The 18,813-nt window shown below is 66.6% G+C and carries 19 protein-coding genes and 1 pseudogene; 5 read left to right on the top strand and 15 right to left on the bottom strand.

Annotation, left to right across the window (positions count from 1 at the left end):
* Nucleotides 1-4 precede the first annotated feature (4 nt).
* The 3 genes from trmD to rpsP are packed head-to-tail and all read right to left on the bottom strand — an operon-like array spanning nucleotide 5 to nucleotide 1,773.
* The gene (gene trmD, locus HWX14_RS06070; protein ID WP_006476548.1) at nucleotides 5-799 is read right to left on the bottom strand and encodes a tRNA (guanosine(37)-N1)-methyltransferase TrmD; all 795 of its coding nucleotides are present in this window, start codon (nucleotides 797-799) and stop codon (nucleotides 5-7) included.
* A gap of 1 nt (nucleotide 800) precedes the next feature.
* Entirely contained in the window at nucleotides 801-1,478 is a 678-nt protein-coding gene (gene rimM / locus HWX14_RS06075; RefSeq protein WP_175881943.1) for a ribosome maturation factor RimM, read from the bottom strand.
* Nucleotides 1,479-1,518: 40 nt separating this feature from the next.
* Entirely contained in the window at nucleotides 1,519-1,773 is a 255-nt protein-coding gene (gene rpsP / locus HWX14_RS06080; protein ID WP_006476550.1) for a 30S ribosomal protein S16, read from the bottom strand.
* A gap of 152 nt (nucleotides 1,774-1,925) precedes the next feature.
* Here rpsP and HWX14_RS06085 point away from each other — a divergent pair, with 152 nt between their 5' ends.
* Both HWX14_RS06085 and HWX14_RS06090 read left to right on the top strand, forming a co-directional pair.
* Entirely contained in the window at nucleotides 1,926-3,065 is a 1,140-nt protein-coding gene (locus HWX14_RS06085) for a PQQ-dependent sugar dehydrogenase (protein WP_175881944.1), read from the top strand.
* Between the two features lie 109 nt (nucleotides 3,066-3,174).
* Nucleotides 3,175-3,642 carry a TM2 domain-containing protein gene (locus tag HWX14_RS06090; RefSeq protein WP_175881945.1) on the top strand — a complete coding sequence of 156 codons (468 nt, stop codon included), beginning with the start codon at nucleotides 3,175-3,177 and terminating at the stop codon, nucleotides 3,640-3,642.
* A gap of 60 nt (nucleotides 3,643-3,702) precedes the next feature.
* On the opposite strand, the gene HWX14_RS06095 is transcribed toward HWX14_RS06090, so the two are convergent.
* The gene (locus tag HWX14_RS06095) at nucleotides 3,703-4,881 is read right to left on the bottom strand and encodes a PA0069 family radical SAM protein (RefSeq protein WP_175881946.1); all 1,179 of its coding nucleotides are present in this window, start codon (nucleotides 4,879-4,881) and stop codon (nucleotides 3,703-3,705) included.
* A gap of 90 nt (nucleotides 4,882-4,971) precedes the next feature.
* Nucleotides 4,972-5,460, bottom strand: coding sequence for an Lrp/AsnC ligand binding domain-containing protein (locus HWX14_RS06100; protein WP_012492860.1), 489 nt, complete (start codon nucleotides 5,458-5,460; stop codon nucleotides 4,972-4,974).
* Between the two features lie 145 nt (nucleotides 5,461-5,605).
* On the opposite strand from HWX14_RS06100, the gene HWX14_RS06105 reads away from it, so the two are divergent.
* A complete protein-coding gene (locus tag HWX14_RS06105) occupies nucleotides 5,606-6,892 on the top strand; it encodes a D-amino acid dehydrogenase (protein ID WP_175881947.1) in 1,287 nt (428 codons plus the stop codon).
* A 391-nt stretch (nucleotides 6,893-7,283) separates the two neighbouring features.
* Here the strand turns inward: HWX14_RS06105 and HWX14_RS06110 are convergent, their stop codons facing one another.
* The 5 genes from HWX14_RS06110 to HWX14_RS06130 form a co-directional block, all read right to left on the bottom strand.
* Nucleotides 7,284-8,219 carry an electron transfer flavoprotein subunit alpha/FixB family protein gene (locus tag HWX14_RS06110; protein WP_175881948.1) on the bottom strand — a complete coding sequence of 312 codons (936 nt, stop codon included), beginning with the start codon at nucleotides 8,217-8,219 and terminating at the stop codon, nucleotides 7,284-7,286.
* Between the two features lie 16 nt (nucleotides 8,220-8,235).
* On the bottom strand, nucleotides 8,236-8,985 hold the full coding sequence (locus HWX14_RS06115; RefSeq protein ID WP_006496532.1) for an electron transfer flavoprotein subunit beta/FixA family protein: 750 nt from the start codon (nucleotides 8,983-8,985) through the stop codon (nucleotides 8,236-8,238).
* Nucleotides 8,986-9,212: 227 nt separating this feature from the next.
* Nucleotides 9,213-10,007, bottom strand: a complete 795-nt coding sequence (locus HWX14_RS06120) for a MetQ/NlpA family ABC transporter substrate-binding protein (protein WP_175881949.1) — start codon at nucleotides 10,005-10,007, stop codon at nucleotides 9,213-9,215.
* A gap of 29 nt (nucleotides 10,008-10,036) precedes the next feature.
* A complete protein-coding gene (locus HWX14_RS06125) occupies nucleotides 10,037-10,690 on the bottom strand; it encodes a methionine ABC transporter permease (protein WP_006476559.1) in 654 nt (217 codons plus the stop codon).
* The gene (locus tag HWX14_RS06130) at nucleotides 10,680-11,714 is read right to left on the bottom strand and encodes a methionine ABC transporter ATP-binding protein (protein WP_175881950.1); all 1,035 of its coding nucleotides are present in this window, start codon (nucleotides 11,712-11,714) and stop codon (nucleotides 10,680-10,682) included. Before HWX14_RS06130 ends, HWX14_RS06125 begins: the two co-directional genes overlap by 11 nt.
* A 217-nt stretch (nucleotides 11,715-11,931) precedes the next feature.
* Between HWX14_RS06130 and HWX14_RS06135 the strand changes: the two are divergent.
* A pseudogene (locus tag HWX14_RS06135) lies at nucleotides 11,932-12,840 on the top strand (lysophospholipase).
* A 30-nt stretch (nucleotides 12,841-12,870) separates the two neighbouring features.
* Here the strand turns inward: HWX14_RS06135 and HWX14_RS06140 are convergent.
* Nucleotides 12,871-13,794, bottom strand: coding sequence for a histone deacetylase family protein (locus tag HWX14_RS06140; RefSeq protein WP_175881951.1), 924 nt, complete (start codon nucleotides 13,792-13,794; stop codon nucleotides 12,871-12,873).
* Between the two features lie 170 nt (nucleotides 13,795-13,964).
* Between HWX14_RS06140 and mltB the strand changes: the two genes are divergently transcribed.
* The gene (mltB, locus tag HWX14_RS06145; protein ID WP_175881952.1) at nucleotides 13,965-15,182 is read left to right on the top strand and encodes a lytic murein transglycosylase B; all 1,218 of its coding nucleotides are present in this window, start codon (nucleotides 13,965-13,967) and stop codon (nucleotides 15,180-15,182) included.
* Nucleotides 15,183-15,267: 85 nt separating this feature from the next.
* Here the strand turns inward: mltB and cysM are convergent, their stop codons facing one another.
* The 4 genes from cysM to rfaE1 form a co-directional block, all read right to left on the bottom strand.
* Nucleotides 15,268-16,170, bottom strand: coding sequence for a cysteine synthase CysM (gene cysM, locus HWX14_RS06150; RefSeq protein ID WP_175881953.1), 903 nt, complete (start codon nucleotides 16,168-16,170; stop codon nucleotides 15,268-15,270).
* Nucleotides 16,171-16,379: 209 nt separating this feature from the next.
* The gene (locus HWX14_RS06155) at nucleotides 16,380-16,727 is read right to left on the bottom strand and encodes a helix-hairpin-helix domain-containing protein (protein ID WP_175881954.1); all 348 of its coding nucleotides are present in this window, start codon (nucleotides 16,725-16,727) and stop codon (nucleotides 16,380-16,382) included.
* Nucleotides 16,728-16,801: 74 nt separating this feature from the next.
* Nucleotides 16,802-17,794, bottom strand: coding sequence for an ADP-glyceromanno-heptose 6-epimerase (gene rfaD, locus HWX14_RS06160; RefSeq protein ID WP_175881955.1), 993 nt, complete (start codon nucleotides 17,792-17,794; stop codon nucleotides 16,802-16,804).
* A 63-nt stretch (nucleotides 17,795-17,857) separates the two neighbouring features.
* On the bottom strand, nucleotides 17,858-18,808 hold the full coding sequence (gene rfaE1, locus HWX14_RS06165; RefSeq protein WP_175881956.1) for a D-glycero-beta-D-manno-heptose-7-phosphate kinase: 951 nt from the start codon (nucleotides 18,806-18,808) through the stop codon (nucleotides 17,858-17,860).
* Nucleotides 18,809-18,813: the final 5 nt, after the last annotated feature.

Here is an 18,813-nt window from a genome sequence, read left to right on the forward strand (position 1 = left end):
CGCCTCAGGAGGCGTCCTTCGCTTCGCGTGCGAGGTTCGCGAGCCACGCCTCGTCGGCGCGGCTCAACAACTTCTCGCGGCGCGCCCGGACGATCAGGTCCGGCCGCTTCCGCAACGTATTCCTCAATGCTTCCTGGCGCCGCCACTTCTCGATCTCGGCATGATGCCCGCCGAGCAGCACGTCCGGCACGCGCACGCCGTCGTATTCCTCGGGGCGCGTGTAGTGCGGACAATCGAGCAGGCCATCGGCGAAGCTGTCCTGCACGGCCGACAACGAATCGTTCAGCACGCCGGGCAGCAACCGCACGACTGCATCCATCATCGCCATCGCCGGCAGCTCGCCGCCCGACAGCACGAAATCGCCGAGGCTGATTTCCTCGTCGACGCAACGGTCGAGCAGGCGCTGGTCGATCGCTTCGTAGCGACCGCACAGCACGACGACGCCGGGTTCCTGCGCCATCCGCACCGCCCGATCATGCGTGAGCGGCGCGCCTTGCGGGGACATCATCACGACGCGCGTGCTCGCGATGCCCTGCTCCGCCTGCGCCGCTTTCGCGGCGTCGATCGCGGCTTCGAGCGGCCTGGCCAGCATCACCATGCCCGGACCGCCGCCGTACGGGCGATCGTCGACCGTGCGGTAGTTGTCCGTCGTGAAATCACGCGGGTTCCAGGTGCGCAGCCCGAAGCGCCCCTGCTTGACGGCCCGGCTGGTGATTCCCCAGTCGGTCAGTGCACGGAACATCTCGGGAAAGAGCGTGACGACGTCGAACTGCACCGCGCTCTCGGTAACCTGGTTCATTTCAGTAATCGGCTTCCCAGTCGACGACGATGCGACGCGCCGCCTGATCCACCGTTTTGACGTAGACGCCGACGAACGGAATCAACCGCTCGTCGGTGGTCGGCTGACCGTCTTTGCCGGTTGCCGGATACTCGACACGCATGATCGAATGCACGCCGTTGTCGATCATCCCGCTCACCTTCCCGAGCGCCACCGATTGCTCGTTGACGACCTCGAGACCGATCAGGTCGACCCAATAGAATTCGTCCGCGGCCAGTGCCGGGAAATCTTCCCGGCGCACGAACACGCGAAAGCCGCGCATCGACAGCGCGGCATCGCGGTCGCTGACGCCCGCGGGGTGCGCAACGACAGTGTCGCTGTGCGTCTTCGACTGCATGATGCGGACGGAAAGCCGCTCCGCACCGCGTTCCAGCCACCAGCGACGCGCGTTGAGCAGCGCGTCGCCACCGCGACCGGCATCGGCATGCGTCGCCACCTTGACCCAGCCCTTCAGGCCGTAGGCGTCGACCACCGCCCCGACCTCGACGGCATCGTCGGGCCAGGCTTGCGTCGCTTCGGGACTGCCTGGTTCGGCAGCCTCACCGGCGTTCGCGACTGCGTCGCGCTCGACCGGCTTGCGGACGAATGCGCCGAATGACGCACGCCCGCGCCTTGCATTACCAGAATCGTGACCCGCCATCAATGCACCTCACAGCCGGCACGACCGGCACACCGTGCCATTAGGCAGCCGGTTGCGCCTTTTGCGCTTCCTTCACGAGACGCTGGACGGTCGGCGACAGTTGCGCGCCAACGCCTTGCCAGTACGTCAGGCGATCCTGAGCGATACGCAGCGATTCGCCCTTCGTGGCGACCGGGTTGTAGAAGCCGACGCGCTCGATGAAGCGGCCGTCACGACGGTTGCGCGAATCGGTAGCAACGATGTTGTAGAACGGGCGCTTCTTCGAGCCGCCACGAGCCAGACGGATGATAACCATATGATGTCCTTCGGGAAAACCGGGTTCGAAACTACTGAAACACGCGATTATAGCCGGAAACCAGAGGTACAACAAACACTTACGCGTAAAAATCCGCGGACGGCCCGTCCGCCGGGCATACAATCGTCGTGTCCAGGATGCTCCCGACCGTCATGCCGCCCCTTCGCGCCGCCTCGAGGCGCCGCGTGCAGCGCCCATTCGCGGCGCTGCTTGCCGGCCTTGCCTGCCTCGCGTCCGCACTGGCGTTTGCCGCGCCGCTGCCGGTGAACGAACTCGTCGTGCCGCCCGGCTTCCACGTGGACGTGCTGACCGACGCCGTACCGGCCGCACGCGAAATGGCGTGGTCGCCGCGCGGCATCCTGTATGTCGGCACGCGGGAAGGCCGCGTTCATGCGCTGGTGATGCACGAGGGCCGGATCAGCGCGCGCCACGTCATCGCATCGGGGCTCGACCTGCCCGTCGGCGTCGCCTACCGCGACGGCGCCCTTTATATATCTGCCGTGTCGCGCATCCTGCGCCTCGACCATATCGACGACCGGCTCGAGAAACCGCCCGCGCCCGTCGTCGTGACCGACGCGCTGCCGACCGACCACCATCACGGCTGGAAATTCATCGCGTTCGGCCCCGACGGCAAGCTGTACGTGCCAACCGGCGCGCCGTGCAACGTCTGTCTCGTCGATCGCAACCGCTACGCGATCATCGCGCGGATGAACGCCGACGGCAGCGGGCGCGAAGTGGTCGCTCGCGGCATACGCAATACGGTCGGTTTTGCATGGCACCCGGCGTCGGGCGAGCTGTGGTTCACCGACAACGGGCGCGACCTGATGGGCGACGACGTACCGGACGACAAGCTGAACCGCGCGCCGCGCGCCGGCCTCGACTTCGGCTTTCCATACTGCCACGGCGGCGATACGCCCGACCCCGAATTCGGCAGTGCCGAGGCGTGCCGCCGTTATGCGCCGCCCGTGCTGAAGCTCGGCGCGCACGTCGCGGCGCTCGGGATGCGCTTCTACACCGGGCCGATGTTTCCGGCGTCGTATCGCAACAATATCTTCATTGCCGAACACGGTTCGTGGAACCGCAGCACGAAGGTCGGCTACCGCGTGATGCGCGTGGTCGTGTCGGCAGACGGCAGCGGCGCACGCCAGACACCGTTCATCACGGGCTGGCTGCGGCCCGACGGCACGGTATGGGGACGCCCGGCCGATGTACTGCCGCTGCCGGACGGCTCGCTGCTCGTCAGCGACGATTACGCAGGCGCGATCTACCGCGTCACTTATGCGGCACCGTGACGCACGCGAGGGGTGACCGGCCCCGACCGGGCATCGTAGAATGCGGGCCGGGCCGCGCGCCCGCGCCGGCCTGCCGGCCGCCCATGCCAACGACACTACGCCGCCATCCATGTCCAGCAGCACCGCCTCGCCCCGCCGCTTCCGCTCCAAGACGCTCACCGCCGCCCTCGCGTTCCTGCTCGGATCGATCGGCGCGCACCGCTTCTACCTGTACGGCTTTCGCGACGTGTACGGCTGGGCCCACCTGCTCGCGACGATCGTCGGCATCCCGGGCTTCCTCCTGCTCGCGGCCACCCAGCGCAGCGCCGGCCTCGGCTGGTGGCTCGCGGTACCCGGCGCAATCTCGCTGCTGGCGGCGTTCCTCGCCGCGCTCGTCTACGGGCTGCGCCCCGACGAAAAATGGGATGCGCAATTCAACGCGGACACCGGCAAGCACAGCCGGTCGGGCTGGACCGTGATCTTCGTCGTGATCTTCTCGCTGCTGATCGGCGCGTTCCTGTTGATGACCGCCCTCGCGCTGTCGTTCCAGACGTACTTCGAATCGCAGGTCGAAGCAGCCAAGCAGATTTCGCAGTAAGCACGACCGATACGGTCAATACGGTCGATACGGCCCGCCGGCGACTGCGTGGCTCGCCGGTCAGAACAGGCTCAACTGCATGTCGTCGCGCGACTTCGCGCCGGCTGCACGAACCGCGACAGGCGGCGCCGACACCCCGGCGACAGGCGCACCGCGGAACCGCGACAGATCGAGAATGCCGTTCGTGCGTTCGTTCAACCCGAGCCGCTTGACGGCCTGACGGAAGCGCTGCCGCAACAGGTCGGCCCAGATTCCCTCGCCCTTCATCCGTTTCGAGAAATCCGAGTCGTAATCCTTGCCGCCGCGCATGTCGCGCACGCGGTTCATCACGCGCTCCGCACGATCGGGAAAATGCGCGGCAAGCCACTGCTTGAACAGCGGCGCGACCTCCCACGGCAACCTCAGGATGATGTAGCTCGCATGCGTCGCACCGGCTTCCGCGCACGCTTCGAGCACACGCTCCATGTCGGGCTCGGTCACGAACGGAATCACCGGTGCAATGCTCACGCCGACCGGCACGCCTGCCTCGCGCAGCGCGCGGATCGTGCGCAGCCGCCGCGCCGGCGTGGCCGCGCGCGGCTCGAGCGTGCGCGCGAGCTCGGCATCGAGCGTCGTGATCGTGACCGCCGCCATCACCTGCCCGCGTTCGGCCATCGGCGCGAGCAGGTCGAGATCGCGCTCGATCAGCGACGATTTCGTGATCGCCGCGAACGGCAGCCCGCGATCGTGCATCACCTGGATCACGCTGCGCGTGATGCGCATGTCGCGCTCGACCGGCTGGTATGCGTCGGTGTTGACACCGAGCGCGATCGGCTCCGGCACGTAGCGCTTGCGCGAAATCTCGCGCTCGAGCAGTTCGGCCGCGTTCACCTTCGCGTAGATGCGGCTTTCGAAATCGAGCCCCGGCGACAGCCCGAGATAGCTGTGCGTGGGCCGCGCGAAGCAGTAGATACACCCGTGCTCGCAGCCGCGATACGGATTGAGCGACACGCTGAACGGAATATCGGGCGACTGGTTGTGCGTCAGAATGCTCTTCGCCCGCTCCTCGAACACCTGCGTGCGCAGCGGCGCGGGGAAATCGGCATCGTCGGACTCGTGCGTCCAGCCGTCGTCGACCGCTTCGCGCTGCGCGAGCTCATACCGCCCCTGCAGGTTGTCGACCGCACCGCGCCCCTTGCGGGGCACGGGCGGCGCTATCGGAAATTCATTGTCGGACCGATCGTCCATGTGCCCACCCATTCGCCGGCGCCCAATACTGTACATTTATACAGTATTGGGCGCAGCATGCCAAGGGCGGGATAAAGGGCCGGACGCCGGGCCGCCGGCGCGTCACTCGCCGACGGCGATCGTCAGCGTTTCCTTGATTTCCTCCATCACGACATAGCTCTTCGACTGCACGGCGCCGGGCAACTGCAGCAGGATGTCGCCGAGCAGCTTCCGGTAGTCGGCCATCTCGCCGATCCGCGCCTTGATCAGGTAGTCGAAATCGCCGGAGACGAGATGGCATTCGAGCACCTCGTCGATCTTCATCACTTCCCGGCGGAATTGCTCGAACATGTTGCCGCCCTTGTGGCCGAGCGTGATCTCGACGAACACCAGCAGCGCGGCCCCCAATTGCCCCGGGTCGACCCGCGCGTGATAGCCGGTGATCACGCCGTCGCGCTCCATGCGCCGCACGCGCTCGATGCACGGCGTGACGGTCAGTCCGACCTGTTCGGCGAGGTCCTTCATCGCCATCCGGCCGTCGTCCTGGAGCAGTTTGAGGATGCGCCGGTCGAGCTTGTCGAGCGAGCGTACGGGCTGACGTTGCGTTCTCATTTGTTTATGCTGAAAACCAGAAAAATACAATAACAAAAACTGCACATTCGACAATACCATAGCGCAAAAAACTAGATCAGCTAGAGGTTACACGGAGCCGCGGGTGCGCCCGGCCTCGACCTGATTCCTTCGATCTGGAGCAGCTATGCGAGTCGTCATTCTGGGCAGCGGTGTAGTGGGCGTGGCAAGCGCGTATTACCTTGCGCGCGCCGGCCATGAAGTCACGGTGATCGACCGGGAAGCCGGCCCGGCGCTGGAGACGAGCTTCGCGAACGCAGGCCAGATCTCGCCCGGCTATGCGGCGCCGTGGGCCGCGCCCGGCGTGCCGCTGAAGGCCGTCAAGTGGATGTTCGAAAAGCACGCGCCGCTCGCGATCCGCCTCGACGGCACGCGCTTCCAGCTCCAGTGGATGGTCCAGATGCTGCGCAATTGCACGGCCGAGCGCTATGCGGTCAACAAGGGCCGGATGGTCCGTCTCGCCGAATACAGCCGCGACTGCCTGCAGGCGCTGCGCGCCGATACCGGCATCGAATATGAAGGCCGCACGGGCGGCACGCTGCAACTGTTCCGCACGCAGCAGCAGCTCGACGGCGCGGCGAAGGACATCGCCGTGCTGCGGGAAGCGAACGTGCCGTTCGAACTGCTGTCGCCGGCCGAACTGAAAAAGGCCGAACCGGCGCTCGCCGCCGTCTCGCACAAGCTGACGGGCGGCCTGCGCCTGCCGGGCGACGAAACGGGCGATTGCCAGCTGTTCACGACGCGCCTCGCCGCGCTCGCCGAATCGCTCGGCGTCAAGTTCCGCTACAACACGCCGATCGATGCGCTCGCGATCGCGGGCGGCAAGATCGCCGGCGTGCAGTGCGGCAGCGAGACGGTGCGTGCCGACGCATACGTCGTCGCGCTCGGCTCGTACTCGACCCGCTTCATCTCGAACCTGATGAAGATTCCCGTCTATCCGCTCAAGGGCTATTCGATCACCGCGCCGATCGTCGACGAAGCCGCCGCGCCCGTGTCTACCGTGCTCGACGAGACCTACAAGATCGCGATCACGCGCTTCGACCAGCGCATCCGCGTGGGCGGCATGGCGGAAATCGTCGGCTTCGACAAGACGCTGCGCGCGGCGCGGCGCGAAACGCTCGAGATGTGCGTGAACGACCTGTTCCCGGGCGGCGGCGACACGTCGAAGGCCACGTTCTGGACGGGCCTGCGCCCGATGACGCCGGACGGCACGCCGATCGTCGGCCGCACGCCGGTGTCGAACCTGTTCCTGAACACCGGCCACGGCACGCTCGGCTGGACGATGTCGTGCGGCTCGGGCCAACTGCTCGCGGACCTGATCTCGGGCAAGATGCCCGCGATCCAGGCCGACGACCTGTCGGTGCATCGCTATCTGAAGGACGTGCCCGGCCAGACGCGTCCAGCCTACGCGTAAGCGGTAATGGCCTGCGGCAGCGCGGGCCGGTCGGTGGAAAAATGAAAGGCGCTCCTCGGAGCGCCTTTGTCATTTCGTCGATAACGTCGTCGATCACGTTGTGCGGAATCAGAACGGGGCATCCGTCAACGCGAACACGCTCCCGTTGACCTTCGCGCCGACGGTCGCCGCTTCGAGCGAGCCCGCCTGCGCCAGCACAGGCTCCGCCTAGCATTGCGCGATCGCGATCTTCGCGCCGAAGAACGCCGTGTCGCTCGCGCGATTCGCGTGCGCGGCCACCCACACACACGCCATCTGCCAACCGCACGGCACCACGCCCACGAGCTGGCGAAAAAAAGGGGCGCTCGTCGCGCCCCTCTTCTCGTGCTTACCGCTGAAGCGTCATGCCGCGTCAGCCGAGCTCGCTCACCAGTTCCGGCACGAGCGAGAACAGATCGCCGACGAGGCCATAATCGGCCACGCTGAAGATCGGCGCCTCCGGATCCTTGTTGATCGCGACGATCACCTTCGAATCCTTCATGCCGGCCAGGTGCTGGATCGCACCGGAGATGCCGACCGCGATGTACAACTGCGGCGCGACGATCTTGCCGGTCTGGCCGACCTGGTAGTCGTTCGGCACGTAGCCGGCGTCGACTGCCGCGCGCGATGCGCCGAGCGCTGCCGACAGCTTGTCGGCCAGCGGCTCCAGCACCTTCGTGTAGTTCTCGCCGCTGCCCAGACCGCGGCCGCCCGACACGATGATGCTCGCGCTCGTCAGCTCCGGACGGTCCAGCTTCGTCACTTCACGGCTCACGAACTGCGACTTGCCGGCGTCTGCCGCCGCGTCGATCTTGTCGACCGATGCGCTGCCGCCTTCCGCCGCCACCGGGTCGAAACCCGTTGCACGCACCGTGATGACCTTGATCGGGTCGCTCGACTGCACCGTCGCGATCGCGTTGCCCGCGTAGATCGGGCGCTCGAACGTGTCGGCCGAATCGACCGCCGTGATATCCGAGATTTGCGCGACATCCAGCTTCGCGGCGATGCGCGGCGCGATGTTCTTGCCGTAAGCCGTCGCCGGCGCGAGGATGTGCGAGTAGTCCTTCGCGATGTTCAGCGCGGTCGCCTCGACGTTTTCCGCCAGGCCTTCGGCCAGTTGCGGCGCGTCGGCCAGCAACACCTTCGACACACCTGCGATCTTCGCTGCCGCGTCGGCAGCCGCCTGCGCGTTGTGGCCCGCGACCAGCACGTGGATGTCGCCGCCAATCTTCGCGGCCGCCGCCACCGTGTTCAGCGTCGCGGCCTTGATCGACGCGTTGTCGTGTTCTGCAATCACCAGAATCGTCATTTCTTTGCGCTCCCTCTTACAGCACCTTGGCTTCGGTCTTCAGCTTCTCGACCAGCGTCTTCACGTCCGGCACCTTCACGCCGGCCGCGCGCTTCGGCGGCTCGACCACCTTCAGCGTCTTCAGACGCGGCGCGACGTCCACACCGAGGTCTTCCGGCTTCACGGTTTCCAGCGGCTTCTTCTTCGCCTTCATGATGTTCGGCAGCGTCACGTAGCGCGGCTCGTTCAGGCGCAGGTCGGTCGTGACCACGGCCGGCAGCGTCAGCGACAGCGTTTCCGCGCCGCCGTCGACTTCGCGTGCAACGGTTGCCTTGCCGTCGGCCACGGTCACCTTCGACGCGAACGTCGCTTGCGGCAGACCTGCCAGCGCAGCCAGCATCTGGCCCGTCTGGTTCGAATCGTCGTCGATCGCCTGCTTGCCGAGGATCACCAGCTGCGGCTGCTCCTTGTCGACCAGCGCCTTCAGGATCTTCGCGACGGCCAGCGGCTCGACGCTGTCGTTCGACTCGACGAGGATCGCGCGATCCGCGCCGATCGCCAGCGCCGTGCGCAGCGTTTCCTGCGCTTGCGTGACACCCACCGACACCGCGATCACTTCGGTCGCGACGCCCGCTTCCTTGAGGCGCACCGCTTCCTCCACCGCGATTTCGTCGAACGGGTTCATCGACATCTTCACGTTCGCGATGTCGACGCCCGTGTTGTCCGACTTCACGCGGACCTTCACGTTGTAATCGACCACTCTTTTCACTGGCACCAGGATTTTCATGCACACGCTCCAAAGTTACGAATACGACCAGAGGCCATTTTATAGCGAGGCCTCATGACTGCGCGGCCGGGCGGACCCAACCATGATGGTTGTCGAGGATACCGCTTCTTGGCGACGCGCCAATGATAGCGAACGGTCGTTCTATTTTAAAAGAGAAAAAACCCGGACGCAAAGCCCGGGTTTTCGATCATCGACTCTAATCCCGCCGGGCGTCCGTGCTGCGGCCCTTACCACGCGGCAATGACCGCGCCGCCGAACTTGCCTTCGATGAACTGCTTCACGTCGGCCGAATGATAGGCGGCGATCAGCTTGGCGACCCACGGCTTGTTCCGGTCCGCCTCGCGGATCGCGAGGATGTTCGCGTACGGGCCGCTCGGGCCCTCGATCGCGATCGCGTCCTGCTTCGGTTTCAACCCCGCTTCCATCGCGTAGTTGGTATTGATCGCGGCCGCGTCGACATCGCCGAGCGAACGCGGAATCTGCGCCGCGTCGAGTTCGACGATCTTCAGCTTGCGCGGATTGTCGACGATATCGATCGGCGTCGCCTTCAGCCCCGCATCCGCGCGCAGCTTCAGCAGCCCCTGCTTCTGCAGCAACAGCAGCGCGCGTCCGCCGTTGGTCGGATCGTTCGGCACCGCGACGCGCGCGCCCGGCTTCAGTTCGGCCAGCGACTTCACGCGCTTCGAATAGATGCCCATCGGGAACGTGACGGTGTCCGCGACCTTGAGCAGCTTGTAGCCGCGATCCTTCACCTGCGCCTGCAGATATGGCTCGTGCTGGTAGCTGTTCGCGTCGAGGTCGCCCGACGCGAGCGCGGCGTTCGGCTGCACGTAATCGGAGAATTCGACGATGCGGATCTCCAGGCCGTCCTTCGCCGCGACCTTCTTCACCACTTCCATGATCTGCGCGTGCGGGCCGCCCGTCACGCCGACCTTGATGGTTTCAGCCTGCGCATGCGCGCCCGCGAACAGCGCGGCCGCGCCCAGCGCCGCCGCAAACTTCAGCATGAAGCGTCGTTGCATCGTTTCTCCCCTGTTGGATGGGTTTGGTCTTATTTGTGGCTCAGCCGGCGCACCAGCCAGTCGCCGAACGATTGCACGATCTGCACGAACACGATCAGGATCGCGACGACCGTCCACATCACTTCCGGCAGATAGCGCTGGTAACCGTAGCGGATCCCGAGATCGCCGAGCCCGCCGCCGCCGATCGCACCCGCCATCGCCGAATAGCCGACCAGCGACACGAACGTGATCGTCAGGCCCGCGACGATACCCGGCAGCGATTCGGGCAACAGCACCTTGAAGACGATCTGCGACGTGGTCGCGCCCATCGATTGCGCGGCCTCGATCAGCCCGCGGTCGACTTCGCGCAGCGCCGTTTCGACGAGACGCGCGATGAACGGCGCGGACGCGAGCGTCAGCGGCACGACCGCCGCGGCCGTGCCGATCGACGAACCCGTGACGAGCCGCGTGAACGGAATCACCGCGACCAGCAGGATGATGAACGGCGTCGAGCGGACCGCGTTCACGATGCCGCCGAGCACGCGATTCACCGCGAGGTTCTGCAGCACGCCCTGGCGGTCGGTCAGGTACAGCAGCACGCCGAGCGGCAGGCCGACGAGCGCGCCGACCGCCCCGGAGATGCCGACCATGATCAGCGTCTCCCAGAACGACTGCACGAACATATCGAACATCTCACTCAACATACGAAAGCTCCTCTACCACCACACCTTGCTCGCGCAGGAACGCGAGCGCCTGCCCGACCTTGCCCGGCTCGCCGCCCGCGAGCACCGCGAGCGAACCGAATGCCTGCCCCTGGATCTCGTCGATCTGGCCATGCAGGATGTTGAAATCGAGTTCGTACCGGCGGATCGTCTCCGACAGGATCGGCTGGTCGACCCCCGAGCCCGTGAACGCGAGCCGCAGCAGATGCCCGCGGCCCGTCTTCAGCCGCTCGGCCACGCGCGCCTTCAGCGCGGGCGGCAGTTCCTGCGCGATCACGTCGCCGATCAGCGCGCGCGTCACTTCGTGATGCGGCTGCAGGAACACGTCGATCACGCGGCCTTCCTCGACCACGCGACCCGCATCGAGCACCGCGACGCGATCGCAGACCTGCTTGATCACTTCCATCTGGTGCGTGATCAGCACGATCGTCAGCCCGAGCTCGCGGTTGATGCGCTTCAGCAGGTCGAGGATCGAACGCGTGGTTTCGGGATCGAGCGCGGACGTCGCTTCGTCCGACAGCAGCACCTTCGGCTGGCTCGCCAGCGCGCGGGCGATGCCGACGCGCTGCTTCTGGCCGCCGCTGATCTGCGACGGATAGCGATCCTTCTGCGCGGACAGCCCGACCAGGTCGAGCAGCGGCAGCACCGCTGCCTCGATGTCGGCCCGGCTCGCGCCGGCCAGCTCGAGCGGCAGCGCGACGTTGTCGAACACCGTGCGCGACGACAGCAGGTTGAAGTGCTGGAAGATCATGCCGATCTCGCGGCGCGCTTCGCGCAGCGCGCCGGCCGACAGCAGCGTCAGATCGCGCCCGCCGACGACGACATTGCCTTCGGTCGGCCGCGTGAGCAGGTTGATGGTGCGCACGAGCGTGCTCTTGCCGGCGCCGCTTCGGCCGATGATGCCGAACACCTCGCCTTGCGGGATCGTCAGATTGACGTTGTGCAGCGCTTCGACCCAGCCGCTTGGGCCGGGGAAACGCTGCGAAAGATTGCGTAATTCGATCATGTAAACAAAACGGCGGCCGGCCGGCGAGTTGGCCCGCCAGTCGGCCGCCGATGCATCTGGAATAGCCGGCGATTTTACCGCAAACCCCTCATTCCCCTTAATAATCGATTTCGATCTTTTCATAACCAGACGAAATTAGAGGGGCGCCGCTGGGCCCGCACGGGAAGGCCGCGACTATGATCGCGAAACGCAGACCAACGAACAGGAGACACGCCAGATGAGCGCCATCACCACGCCGGCCGCCGCCCCCGCCACCGCCGGATCGGCGCCCGCGCCGCGGATGGGCCGGCTGCGTACCGCGGACGGGCTCGAACTGGCGTCGTACCGCTGGCCGGCCGGCGACGGCGCCGCGCCGCCGCGCGCGACGATCGCGCTGGTGCACGGCCTCGCCGAACACGCGGGCCGCTATGCGGCGCTCGCTAGCCGGCTGAACGCAGCCGGCATCGACGTGCTGGCGATCGATCTGCGCGGGCACGGCCAGTCGCCCGGCAAGCGCGTGTGGGTCGAGCATTTCGACGGCTACCTGGACGATGCGGATGCGCTGGTCGCGGAAGCCGCGCGCGGCGATGCGCCGCTGTTCCTGATGGGGCACAGCATGGGCGGCGCGGTCGCGGCGCTCTACGCGATCGAACGCGCACCGGCCCGCGGCCACGCGCTGACGGGCCTCGTGCTGTCGAGCCCGGCGCTTGCGCCCGGGCGCGACGTGCCGCGCTGGATGCTCGCGGTCAGCCGCGTCATCAGCCGGGTGTAGCCCACGTTCCCCGCGATCAGGATCGATGCGGCGCTGCTGTCGCGCGATCCGGCCATCGTCGCGGCCAATCGCGCCGATCCGCTCGTGCATCACGACGCGGTGCCCGCACGCACCGGCGCGGAGATTCTCGACGCGATGGCGCGCATCGAAACCGGCCGCGGCGCGCTGCGCGTGCCGGTGCTCGTCTATCACGGCACCGAGGACAAGCTGACCGAACCCGACGGCAGCCGCGCGTTCGGCGCACGCGTCGGCTCGCCCGATCGTACGCTGACGCTGTACGAAGGCGGCTTCCACGAAACGATGAACGATCTCGAGCGCGACCGCGTGATCGACGCGCTGATCGCGTGGATTCACGCGCGTGTGCCGGCGCGCTGAGCGCGCCCGGCCCGGCCGGTCGAGCGGGAATCAGATCCCGGCCAGCACACGCAGGTGCGCGACGACGCTGCGCCCCAGCGCGGACAGGTTGTAACCGCCTTCGAGGCAGCTGACGATCCGGCCCTGCGCATGCCGGCGCGCGACGTCGACGATCCGCGCGGTCAGCCATTCGAAGTCGGCCTCGACGAGGCCGAGATTGCCGATGTCGTCCTCGCGATGCGCATCGAAACCGGCCGACACGAACAGCATCTGCGGCTTGAACGCGTCGAGGCGCGGCAGCCAGAACATGTCGACGGCTTCGCGGATCGCCATCCCGTTGCTGCGCGCGGGCATCGGCAGGTTGACCATGTTCGGCGCCTGGTGATCGACGCCCGAGAACGGATACAGCGGATGCTGGAAGAAGCTGCACATCAGCACGCGCTCGTCGTTCGCGAACGCCGCCTCGGTGCCGTTGCCGTGGTGCACGTCGAAATCGACGATCGCGACACGCTCGATGCCGTGTACGTCGAGCGCGTGCCGCGCGGCAATCGCGACGTTGTTGAAGAAGCAGAAGCCCATCGCGCGCGCGGGCTCCGCATGGTGACCGGGCGGACGGACGCCGCAGAACGCATTCGCATAGCGGCCTTCGATCACCGCGTCGGTCGCCGCGATCGCGGCGCCGGCCGCGCGCAGTGCCGCGCGCCACGTGTCGCGATTCATCAGCGTGTCGGGATCGATCTCGACGTAACCGTCGACCGGCGTGAGGCTGCGGATGTAGTCGATGTGCGCCTGCGTATGCACGCGGCCCAGCGCGACCTCGCTCGCGAACGGCGCGGTTTCGTGCACGATCAGGTCGTCGATGCGGCTCGCGATCAGTTGATCCTGGATCGCCGACAGGCGCGCCGGACATTCCGGATGCCATTCCCCCATCTCGTGCAGCATGCAGTCGGGGTGCGTATAGAAAGCGGTTGCCATAAGCTGTCGTCCGCGGCGCGCGGGGCGTCGCAGGTCTCCCTCAATGATGTCCATCGTCTGCCGCGAATTCGCCGCTAACTTACCACAACGGGCGCCGGCTTCGGCCCGGCGCGCCGGATGCGTCGGGTATACTGCGTCGAACACACTCGCCCCTGCCCGCCCGCTTCGACATGAATTCCAGCAAGCCTGCCGCCCTTCTCTCCGCGCTGTTCCGTGTTCGCGCTCCGCTCGTCGTCGCTGCCATCGCCGCGGCCCTCGGCACCGCGCCTGCCGTCGCGCAGACGCAGCCGGCGAAGCCCGCCGGCACGCTCGTCGCCCAGGCGCAGCCGCAGCAGCCGACGCCGCAAGGCCAGACCTTCGAAGAGGAAATCGTTCCGCAGCGTTACGCGAGCAACGCGAAGGTCGACACATTCATCGACGAGATGGTGAGCCGCAACGGCTTCGATTCGGCGAGCCTGCACGCGCTGTTCTCGCGCATCAGCTACTCGGCCACGGCCGTCAAGCTCGTGAAGCCGGCCCCGACGCCGTCGGTCAAGAACTGGCGCGTCTATCGGTCGCGCTTCATCGAGCCGATCCGCATCAACGCGGGCGTGAAGTTCTGGAAGGCGAACCAGGCGACGCTGCAGCGCGCGTCCGAGCAGTTCGGCGTGCCGCCCGAGGTGATCGTCGGCATCATCGGCGTCGAGACCATCTATGGCCGCTACATGGGCAATTTCCGCGTGCTCGACGCGCTGACCACACTGACGTTCGACTACCCGGACACGCCGAATCGCGACAGCCGCCAGGCCACGTTCCGCAAGAACCTCGAAGACTTCCTGGTCTGGACCCGCGACAACCAGCTCGACCCGACCACCGTGCTCGGCTCGTACACCGGCGCGATCGGGATTCCGCAGTTCCTGCCGAGCAGCATCCGCGAATATGCGGTCGACTTCGACGGCACGGGCCACGTCGATCTGCGCAGCAGTCCTGTCGATGCGATCGGCAGCGTCGCGAACTATCTGAAGCAGCACGGCTGGGAAACCGACCGCCCGGTGGTCTGGCAGATCACGCCCGATACGGGCAGCCTGGGCATCGCGCAGGCCGCCGCCGACGGCCAGCCCGAGCCGCACTGGGCGCTGTCGCAACTGCTGCGCGCGGGCATGACGCTGAACGAACCGACGGTCAACATCACGAGCGAAGCCGGCACGCCGGTGACCGTGGTCGACCTGCCGACGCCGGGGCGTGCGACCGAATACATGCTCGGCCTGAAGAACTTCTACGTGCTGACGCGCTACAACCGCAGTTTCTTCTACGCACTCACCGTGTACCAGCTCGGCGAAGCCGTGAAAGCGCAGATGGAAGCCAGTGGCGCGCTGCCACCCGCCGCTGCCGACGAGCAGCCGCAGTAAGCACGGGCCGCCCAAAGAAAAAGCGCCGCAGTTCACGGAACGCGGCGCTTTTTTTATCGATGCGCGAATCGCGCACCCGTCTCGCTCACGCGGGAAACACGCCCGTGGACAGGTAGCGGTCGCCACGATCGCAGATGATGAACACGATCGTCGCGTTCTCGACCTGACGCGCGATGCGCATCGCGACTTCGCATGCGCCGCCCGACGAAATGCCCGCGAAGATGCCTTCGACCGCCGCGAGCCGGCGCGTCATCGTTTCCGACGCAGCCTGGCTCACGCTCTCGACGCGGTCGACGCGGCTGCGATCGAAGATGGTCGGCAGGTACGCTTCCGGCCACTTGCGGATGCCCGGAATACGCGAGCCGTCTTCCGGCTGCGCACCGACGATCTCGATCGCCGGATTCTGTTCCTTCAGGTAGCGCGACGTGCCCATGATCGTGCCCGTCGTGCCCATCGCGGACACGAAGTGCGTGATGCGCCCTTCGGTATCGCGCCAGATCTCCGGCCCCGTGCCTTCGTAGTGCGCGACGGGATTGTCGGGATTGCCGAACTGGTCGAGGATCACGCCCTTGCCTTCGCGCTGCATCTGCTCCGCGAGGTCGCGCGCCAGCTCCATCCCGCCCTTCACCGGCGTCAGGATGATTTCGGCGCCGTAGGCCGCCATGCTCTGGCGGCGCTCGACCGACAGATCCTCCGGCATGATCAGCACCATCTTGTAGCCGCGGATCGCCGCGGCCATCGCGAGCGCGATGCCCGTGTTGCCGCTCGTCGCCTCGATCAGCGTATCACCCGGCTTGATGCGACCGCGCGCCTCGGCCTTGCTGATCATCGACAGCGCCGGGCGATCCTTCACGGAACCGGCCGGATTGTTGCCCTCGAGCTTCGCGAGCAGCACGTTGTTGCGCGCGCGAATCTCGTCGTCCGGCAGGCGGACCAGTTGCACGAGCGGCGTATTGCCGATCGTGTCTTCGATAGTTTTGTAAGCCATGGATATACCGTGAGTGCGAGGCCGATCAATCGATCGATTGTAAACCAGCACCGGCACCCGCGCCGGCAACCCCATTGCGACGATGGAATACGCGCGCCACGCGGTGAGCGATCGCCGCTTACGCCGCCCCACGCAAAAAACCCGCGGCATGCCGCGGGAAGCCGTCGCAACGACGGCGACTGAAGGAGCTTTGTCGGTTGCGCGATGCGTTATTTCTGCGCGGTACGGGCCGGCGCGGCGGCGGGCTTCGCTGCCGCCGGTTTGGCCGCGGCCGATGGCGTAACGCTCGTACCGGCCGCCGCACCGATCGTCAGCCCTTCCTGCTGAAGCCGCTCGACGGTATGCCCGCCCATGCCCTTCACGCGCGTGGCGAGATCGTCCGCATTCCTGAACGGACCGCGTGCGCCGCGCTCGTCGAGAATCGCCTTGGCCCGCGCCGGGCCGATGCCCTTGATGCCGACGAGCGCATCCTCGTTCGCGGTGTTGACGTCGACGGCCGCCCAGGCCGACGCCACTGCGCCGAGCATGACCGCTGCGGCAAACCATTTCCTGATCATGTGCTGGATCTCCGAAGAAAAACGGCCGGCGGCTGCCGACCGTGAGACCCAGTCTATCGATGCAACGCGCCGATTTAAACCTGGCCGGATAGCCAACGCACGTAGCGGGCGACGCCTTCCTGCACGGTCAGGAACGGAGCGTCGTAGCCGGCCGCGCGCAGTTTCGTCTGGTCGGCCTGCGTGAAGCACTGGTACTTGCCGCGCAGTGCATCGGGGAACGGCACGTATTCGATCAAGCCCTGCTCGACCTGCTGCGCGAGCGTCAGCGGCGGCTGGTTGTCGAGCGCGCGCAGCGTGTTCACGACCGTCGACGCGATATCGTTGAACGGCTGCGCCCGGCCCGTGCCGAGGTTGAAGATGCCCGACTTCTCCGGATGATCGAAGAAGAACAGGTTCACCTTGGTCACGTCCTCGACCGACACGAAATCGCGCGTCTGCTCGCCCGGCGCATACCCGTTGTACTCGCCGAACAGCTTCACCTTGCCTTCCGCGCGGAACTGGTTGAAGTTGTGGAACGCGACCGACGCCATGCGGCCCTTGTGCGTCTCGCGCGGGCCGTACACGTTGAAATAGCGGAAGCCCGCGATCTGGCTCTTCGCGCTCGGCAGCACGCGACGGATCACCTGGTCGAACAGGAACTTCGAATAGCCATACACGTTCAGCGGCGCCTCGACGTCGCGCTCCTCGACGAAACGCGTCGAGCCGCCATAGATCGCGGCCGACGACGCATACAGGAACTGCGTGCCCTGCGCGAGGCAGGTATCGAGCACCGCGCGGCTGTAGCGGAAGTTGTTGTCCATCATGTAGCGGCCGTCGGTTTCCATCGTGTCCGAACAGGCGCCTTCGTGGAACACCGCGCGCACCTTGCCGAAATCGCCGCGCGCGAAGCGTTCGACGAATTCGGTCTTGTCGAGATAGTCGTCGATCTCGCAGTCGACGAGATTGCGGAACTTGTCCGCGCGGGTCAGGTTGTCGACCGCGATGATGCGCGTCTCGCCGCGCTCGTTGAGCGCCTTGACGATGTTCGCGCCGATAAAACCGGCTGCGCCGGTGACGATGAGGGTCATGATCGTCCTGCCTGAAAAGTGCGAGCCACTCATGCGGCGCGCTCGTCGCGCCGCCGAATGCGCTCAGTGAAACAGTTCGTCGTAGTCCACGGTGGCCGTGCCGAGCTTGCCGACCACGATGCCTGCCGCGCGATTCGCGAGCACCACGGCGTCGACGAGCGGCACGCCGGCGCCGAGCATCGTCGCGACCGTGGCGATCACGGTGTCGCCCGCGCCCGACACGTCGAACACTTCGCGTGCGAGCGCCGGCGCATGGAGTTCGCCGCCCGCGGAAAAGAGCGTCATGCCCTCTTCCGAACGCGTGAGCAGCAGCGCGTCGATGCCGAGCTCCGCACGCAGGTTCGCGACCCGCGCGCGCAGGTCGTCTTCCGATTTCCACTGCCCGACCACCTCGCGCAGTTCCGCGCGATTCGGCGTGATCAGCGACGCGCCGCGATAGCGCGCCCAGTCGTCGCCCTTCGGGTCGACCAGCACCGCCTTGCCGGCCGCTCGCGCCTTCTCGATCATCGTCGTGACGTGCGTGAGACCGCCTTTGGCGTAATCCGACATCAGCACGACGTCGTGCTGCGGCAGCAGCGCATCGAAGCGCGCGAGCCCCGCGAGCAGCACCTCGTGCGTCGGCATCGCCTCGAAGTCGACGCGCAGCAGTTGCTGCTGGCGTGCGAGCACGCGCAGCTTGATCGTGGTCGGCAACGCCGGATCGCGCTCGAGATGCGGCGTCACGCCGCTGCTGCCGAGCAGCTCGACGATCCGCTCGCCGGGTTCGTCGCAACCGACGACGCACAGCAGCCCGGCCTGGCCGCCGAGCGTCACGGCATTGCGCGCCACGTTGGCCGCGCCGCCGAGCCGCTCCTCCTGACGCTGCACGTGCACAACCGGCACCGGCGCTTCAGGCGAAATGCGATCGACGTTGCCGAACCAGTAACGGTCGAGCATCACGTCGCCGACGACGAGCACGCGCGAACGCGCGAGTTGCTCGCGCGGCACCGGAACGACTTCGCGAAGAGTATTCATCGTAC

This window comes from Burkholderia sp. BCC0044 (assembly GCF_902832955.1).
Lineage (GTDB): Bacteria > Pseudomonadota > Gammaproteobacteria > Burkholderiales > Burkholderiaceae > Burkholderia.

What these genes read in the sequence shown, in the direction of transcription:
- rfaE1 (WP_175881956.1), bottom strand. Translation starts at nt 18,808, where the DNA reads ATGAATACTCTTCGCGAAGTCGTTCCGGTGCCGCGCGAGCAACTCGCG.
- rimM (WP_175881943.1), bottom strand. Translation starts at nt 1,478, where the DNA reads ATGGCGGGTCACGATTCTGGTAATGCAAGGCGCGGGCGTGCGTCATTC.
- HWX14_RS06100 (WP_012492860.1), bottom strand. Translation starts at nt 5,460, where the DNA reads ATGAGAACGCAACGTCAGCCCGTACGCTCGCTCGACAAGCTCGACCGG.
- HWX14_RS06085 (WP_175881944.1), top strand. Translation starts at nt 1,926, where the DNA reads ATGCCGCCCCTTCGCGCCGCCTCGAGGCGCCGCGTGCAGCGCCCATTC.
- HWX14_RS06090 (WP_175881945.1), top strand. Translation starts at nt 3,175, where the DNA reads ATGTCCAGCAGCACCGCCTCGCCCCGCCGCTTCCGCTCCAAGACGCTC.
- HWX14_RS06140 (WP_175881951.1), bottom strand. Translation starts at nt 13,794, where the DNA reads ATGGCAACCGCTTTCTATACGCACCCCGACTGCATGCTGCACGAGATG.
- rfaD (WP_175881955.1), bottom strand. Translation starts at nt 17,794, where the DNA reads ATGACCCTCATCGTCACCGGCGCAGCCGGTTTTATCGGCGCGAACATC.
- HWX14_RS06125 (WP_006476559.1), bottom strand. Translation starts at nt 10,690, where the DNA reads ATGTTGAGTGAGATGTTCGATATGTTCGTGCAGTCGTTCTGGGAGACG.
- rpsP (WP_006476550.1), bottom strand. Translation starts at nt 1,773, where the DNA reads ATGGTTATCATCCGTCTGGCTCGTGGCGGCTCGAAGAAGCGCCCGTTC.
- trmD (WP_006476548.1), bottom strand. Translation starts at nt 799, where the DNA reads ATGAACCAGGTTACCGAGAGCGCGGTGCAGTTCGACGTCGTCACGCTC.
- cysM (WP_175881953.1), bottom strand. Translation starts at nt 16,170, where the DNA reads ATGGCTTACAAAACTATCGAAGACACGATCGGCAATACGCCGCTCGTG.
- HWX14_RS06115 (WP_006496532.1), bottom strand. Translation starts at nt 8,985, where the DNA reads ATGAAAATCCTGGTGCCAGTGAAAAGAGTGGTCGATTACAACGTGAAG.
- HWX14_RS06130 (WP_175881950.1), bottom strand. Translation starts at nt 11,714, where the DNA reads ATGATCGAATTACGCAATCTTTCGCAGCGTTTCCCCGGCCCAAGCGGC.
- HWX14_RS06105 (WP_175881947.1), top strand. Translation starts at nt 5,606, where the DNA reads ATGCGAGTCGTCATTCTGGGCAGCGGTGTAGTGGGCGTGGCAAGCGCG.
- HWX14_RS06120 (WP_175881949.1), bottom strand. Translation starts at nt 10,007, where the DNA reads ATGCAACGACGCTTCATGCTGAAGTTTGCGGCGGCGCTGGGCGCGGCC.
- HWX14_RS06155 (WP_175881954.1), bottom strand. Translation starts at nt 16,727, where the DNA reads ATGATCAGGAAATGGTTTGCCGCAGCGGTCATGCTCGGCGCAGTGGCG.
- HWX14_RS06095 (WP_175881946.1), bottom strand. Translation starts at nt 4,881, where the DNA reads ATGGGTGGGCACATGGACGATCGGTCCGACAATGAATTTCCGATAGCG.
- HWX14_RS06110 (WP_175881948.1), bottom strand. Translation starts at nt 8,219, where the DNA reads ATGACGATTCTGGTGATTGCAGAACACGACAACGCGTCGATCAAGGCC.
- mltB (WP_175881952.1), top strand. Translation starts at nt 13,965, where the DNA reads ATGAATTCCAGCAAGCCTGCCGCCCTTCTCTCCGCGCTGTTCCGTGTT.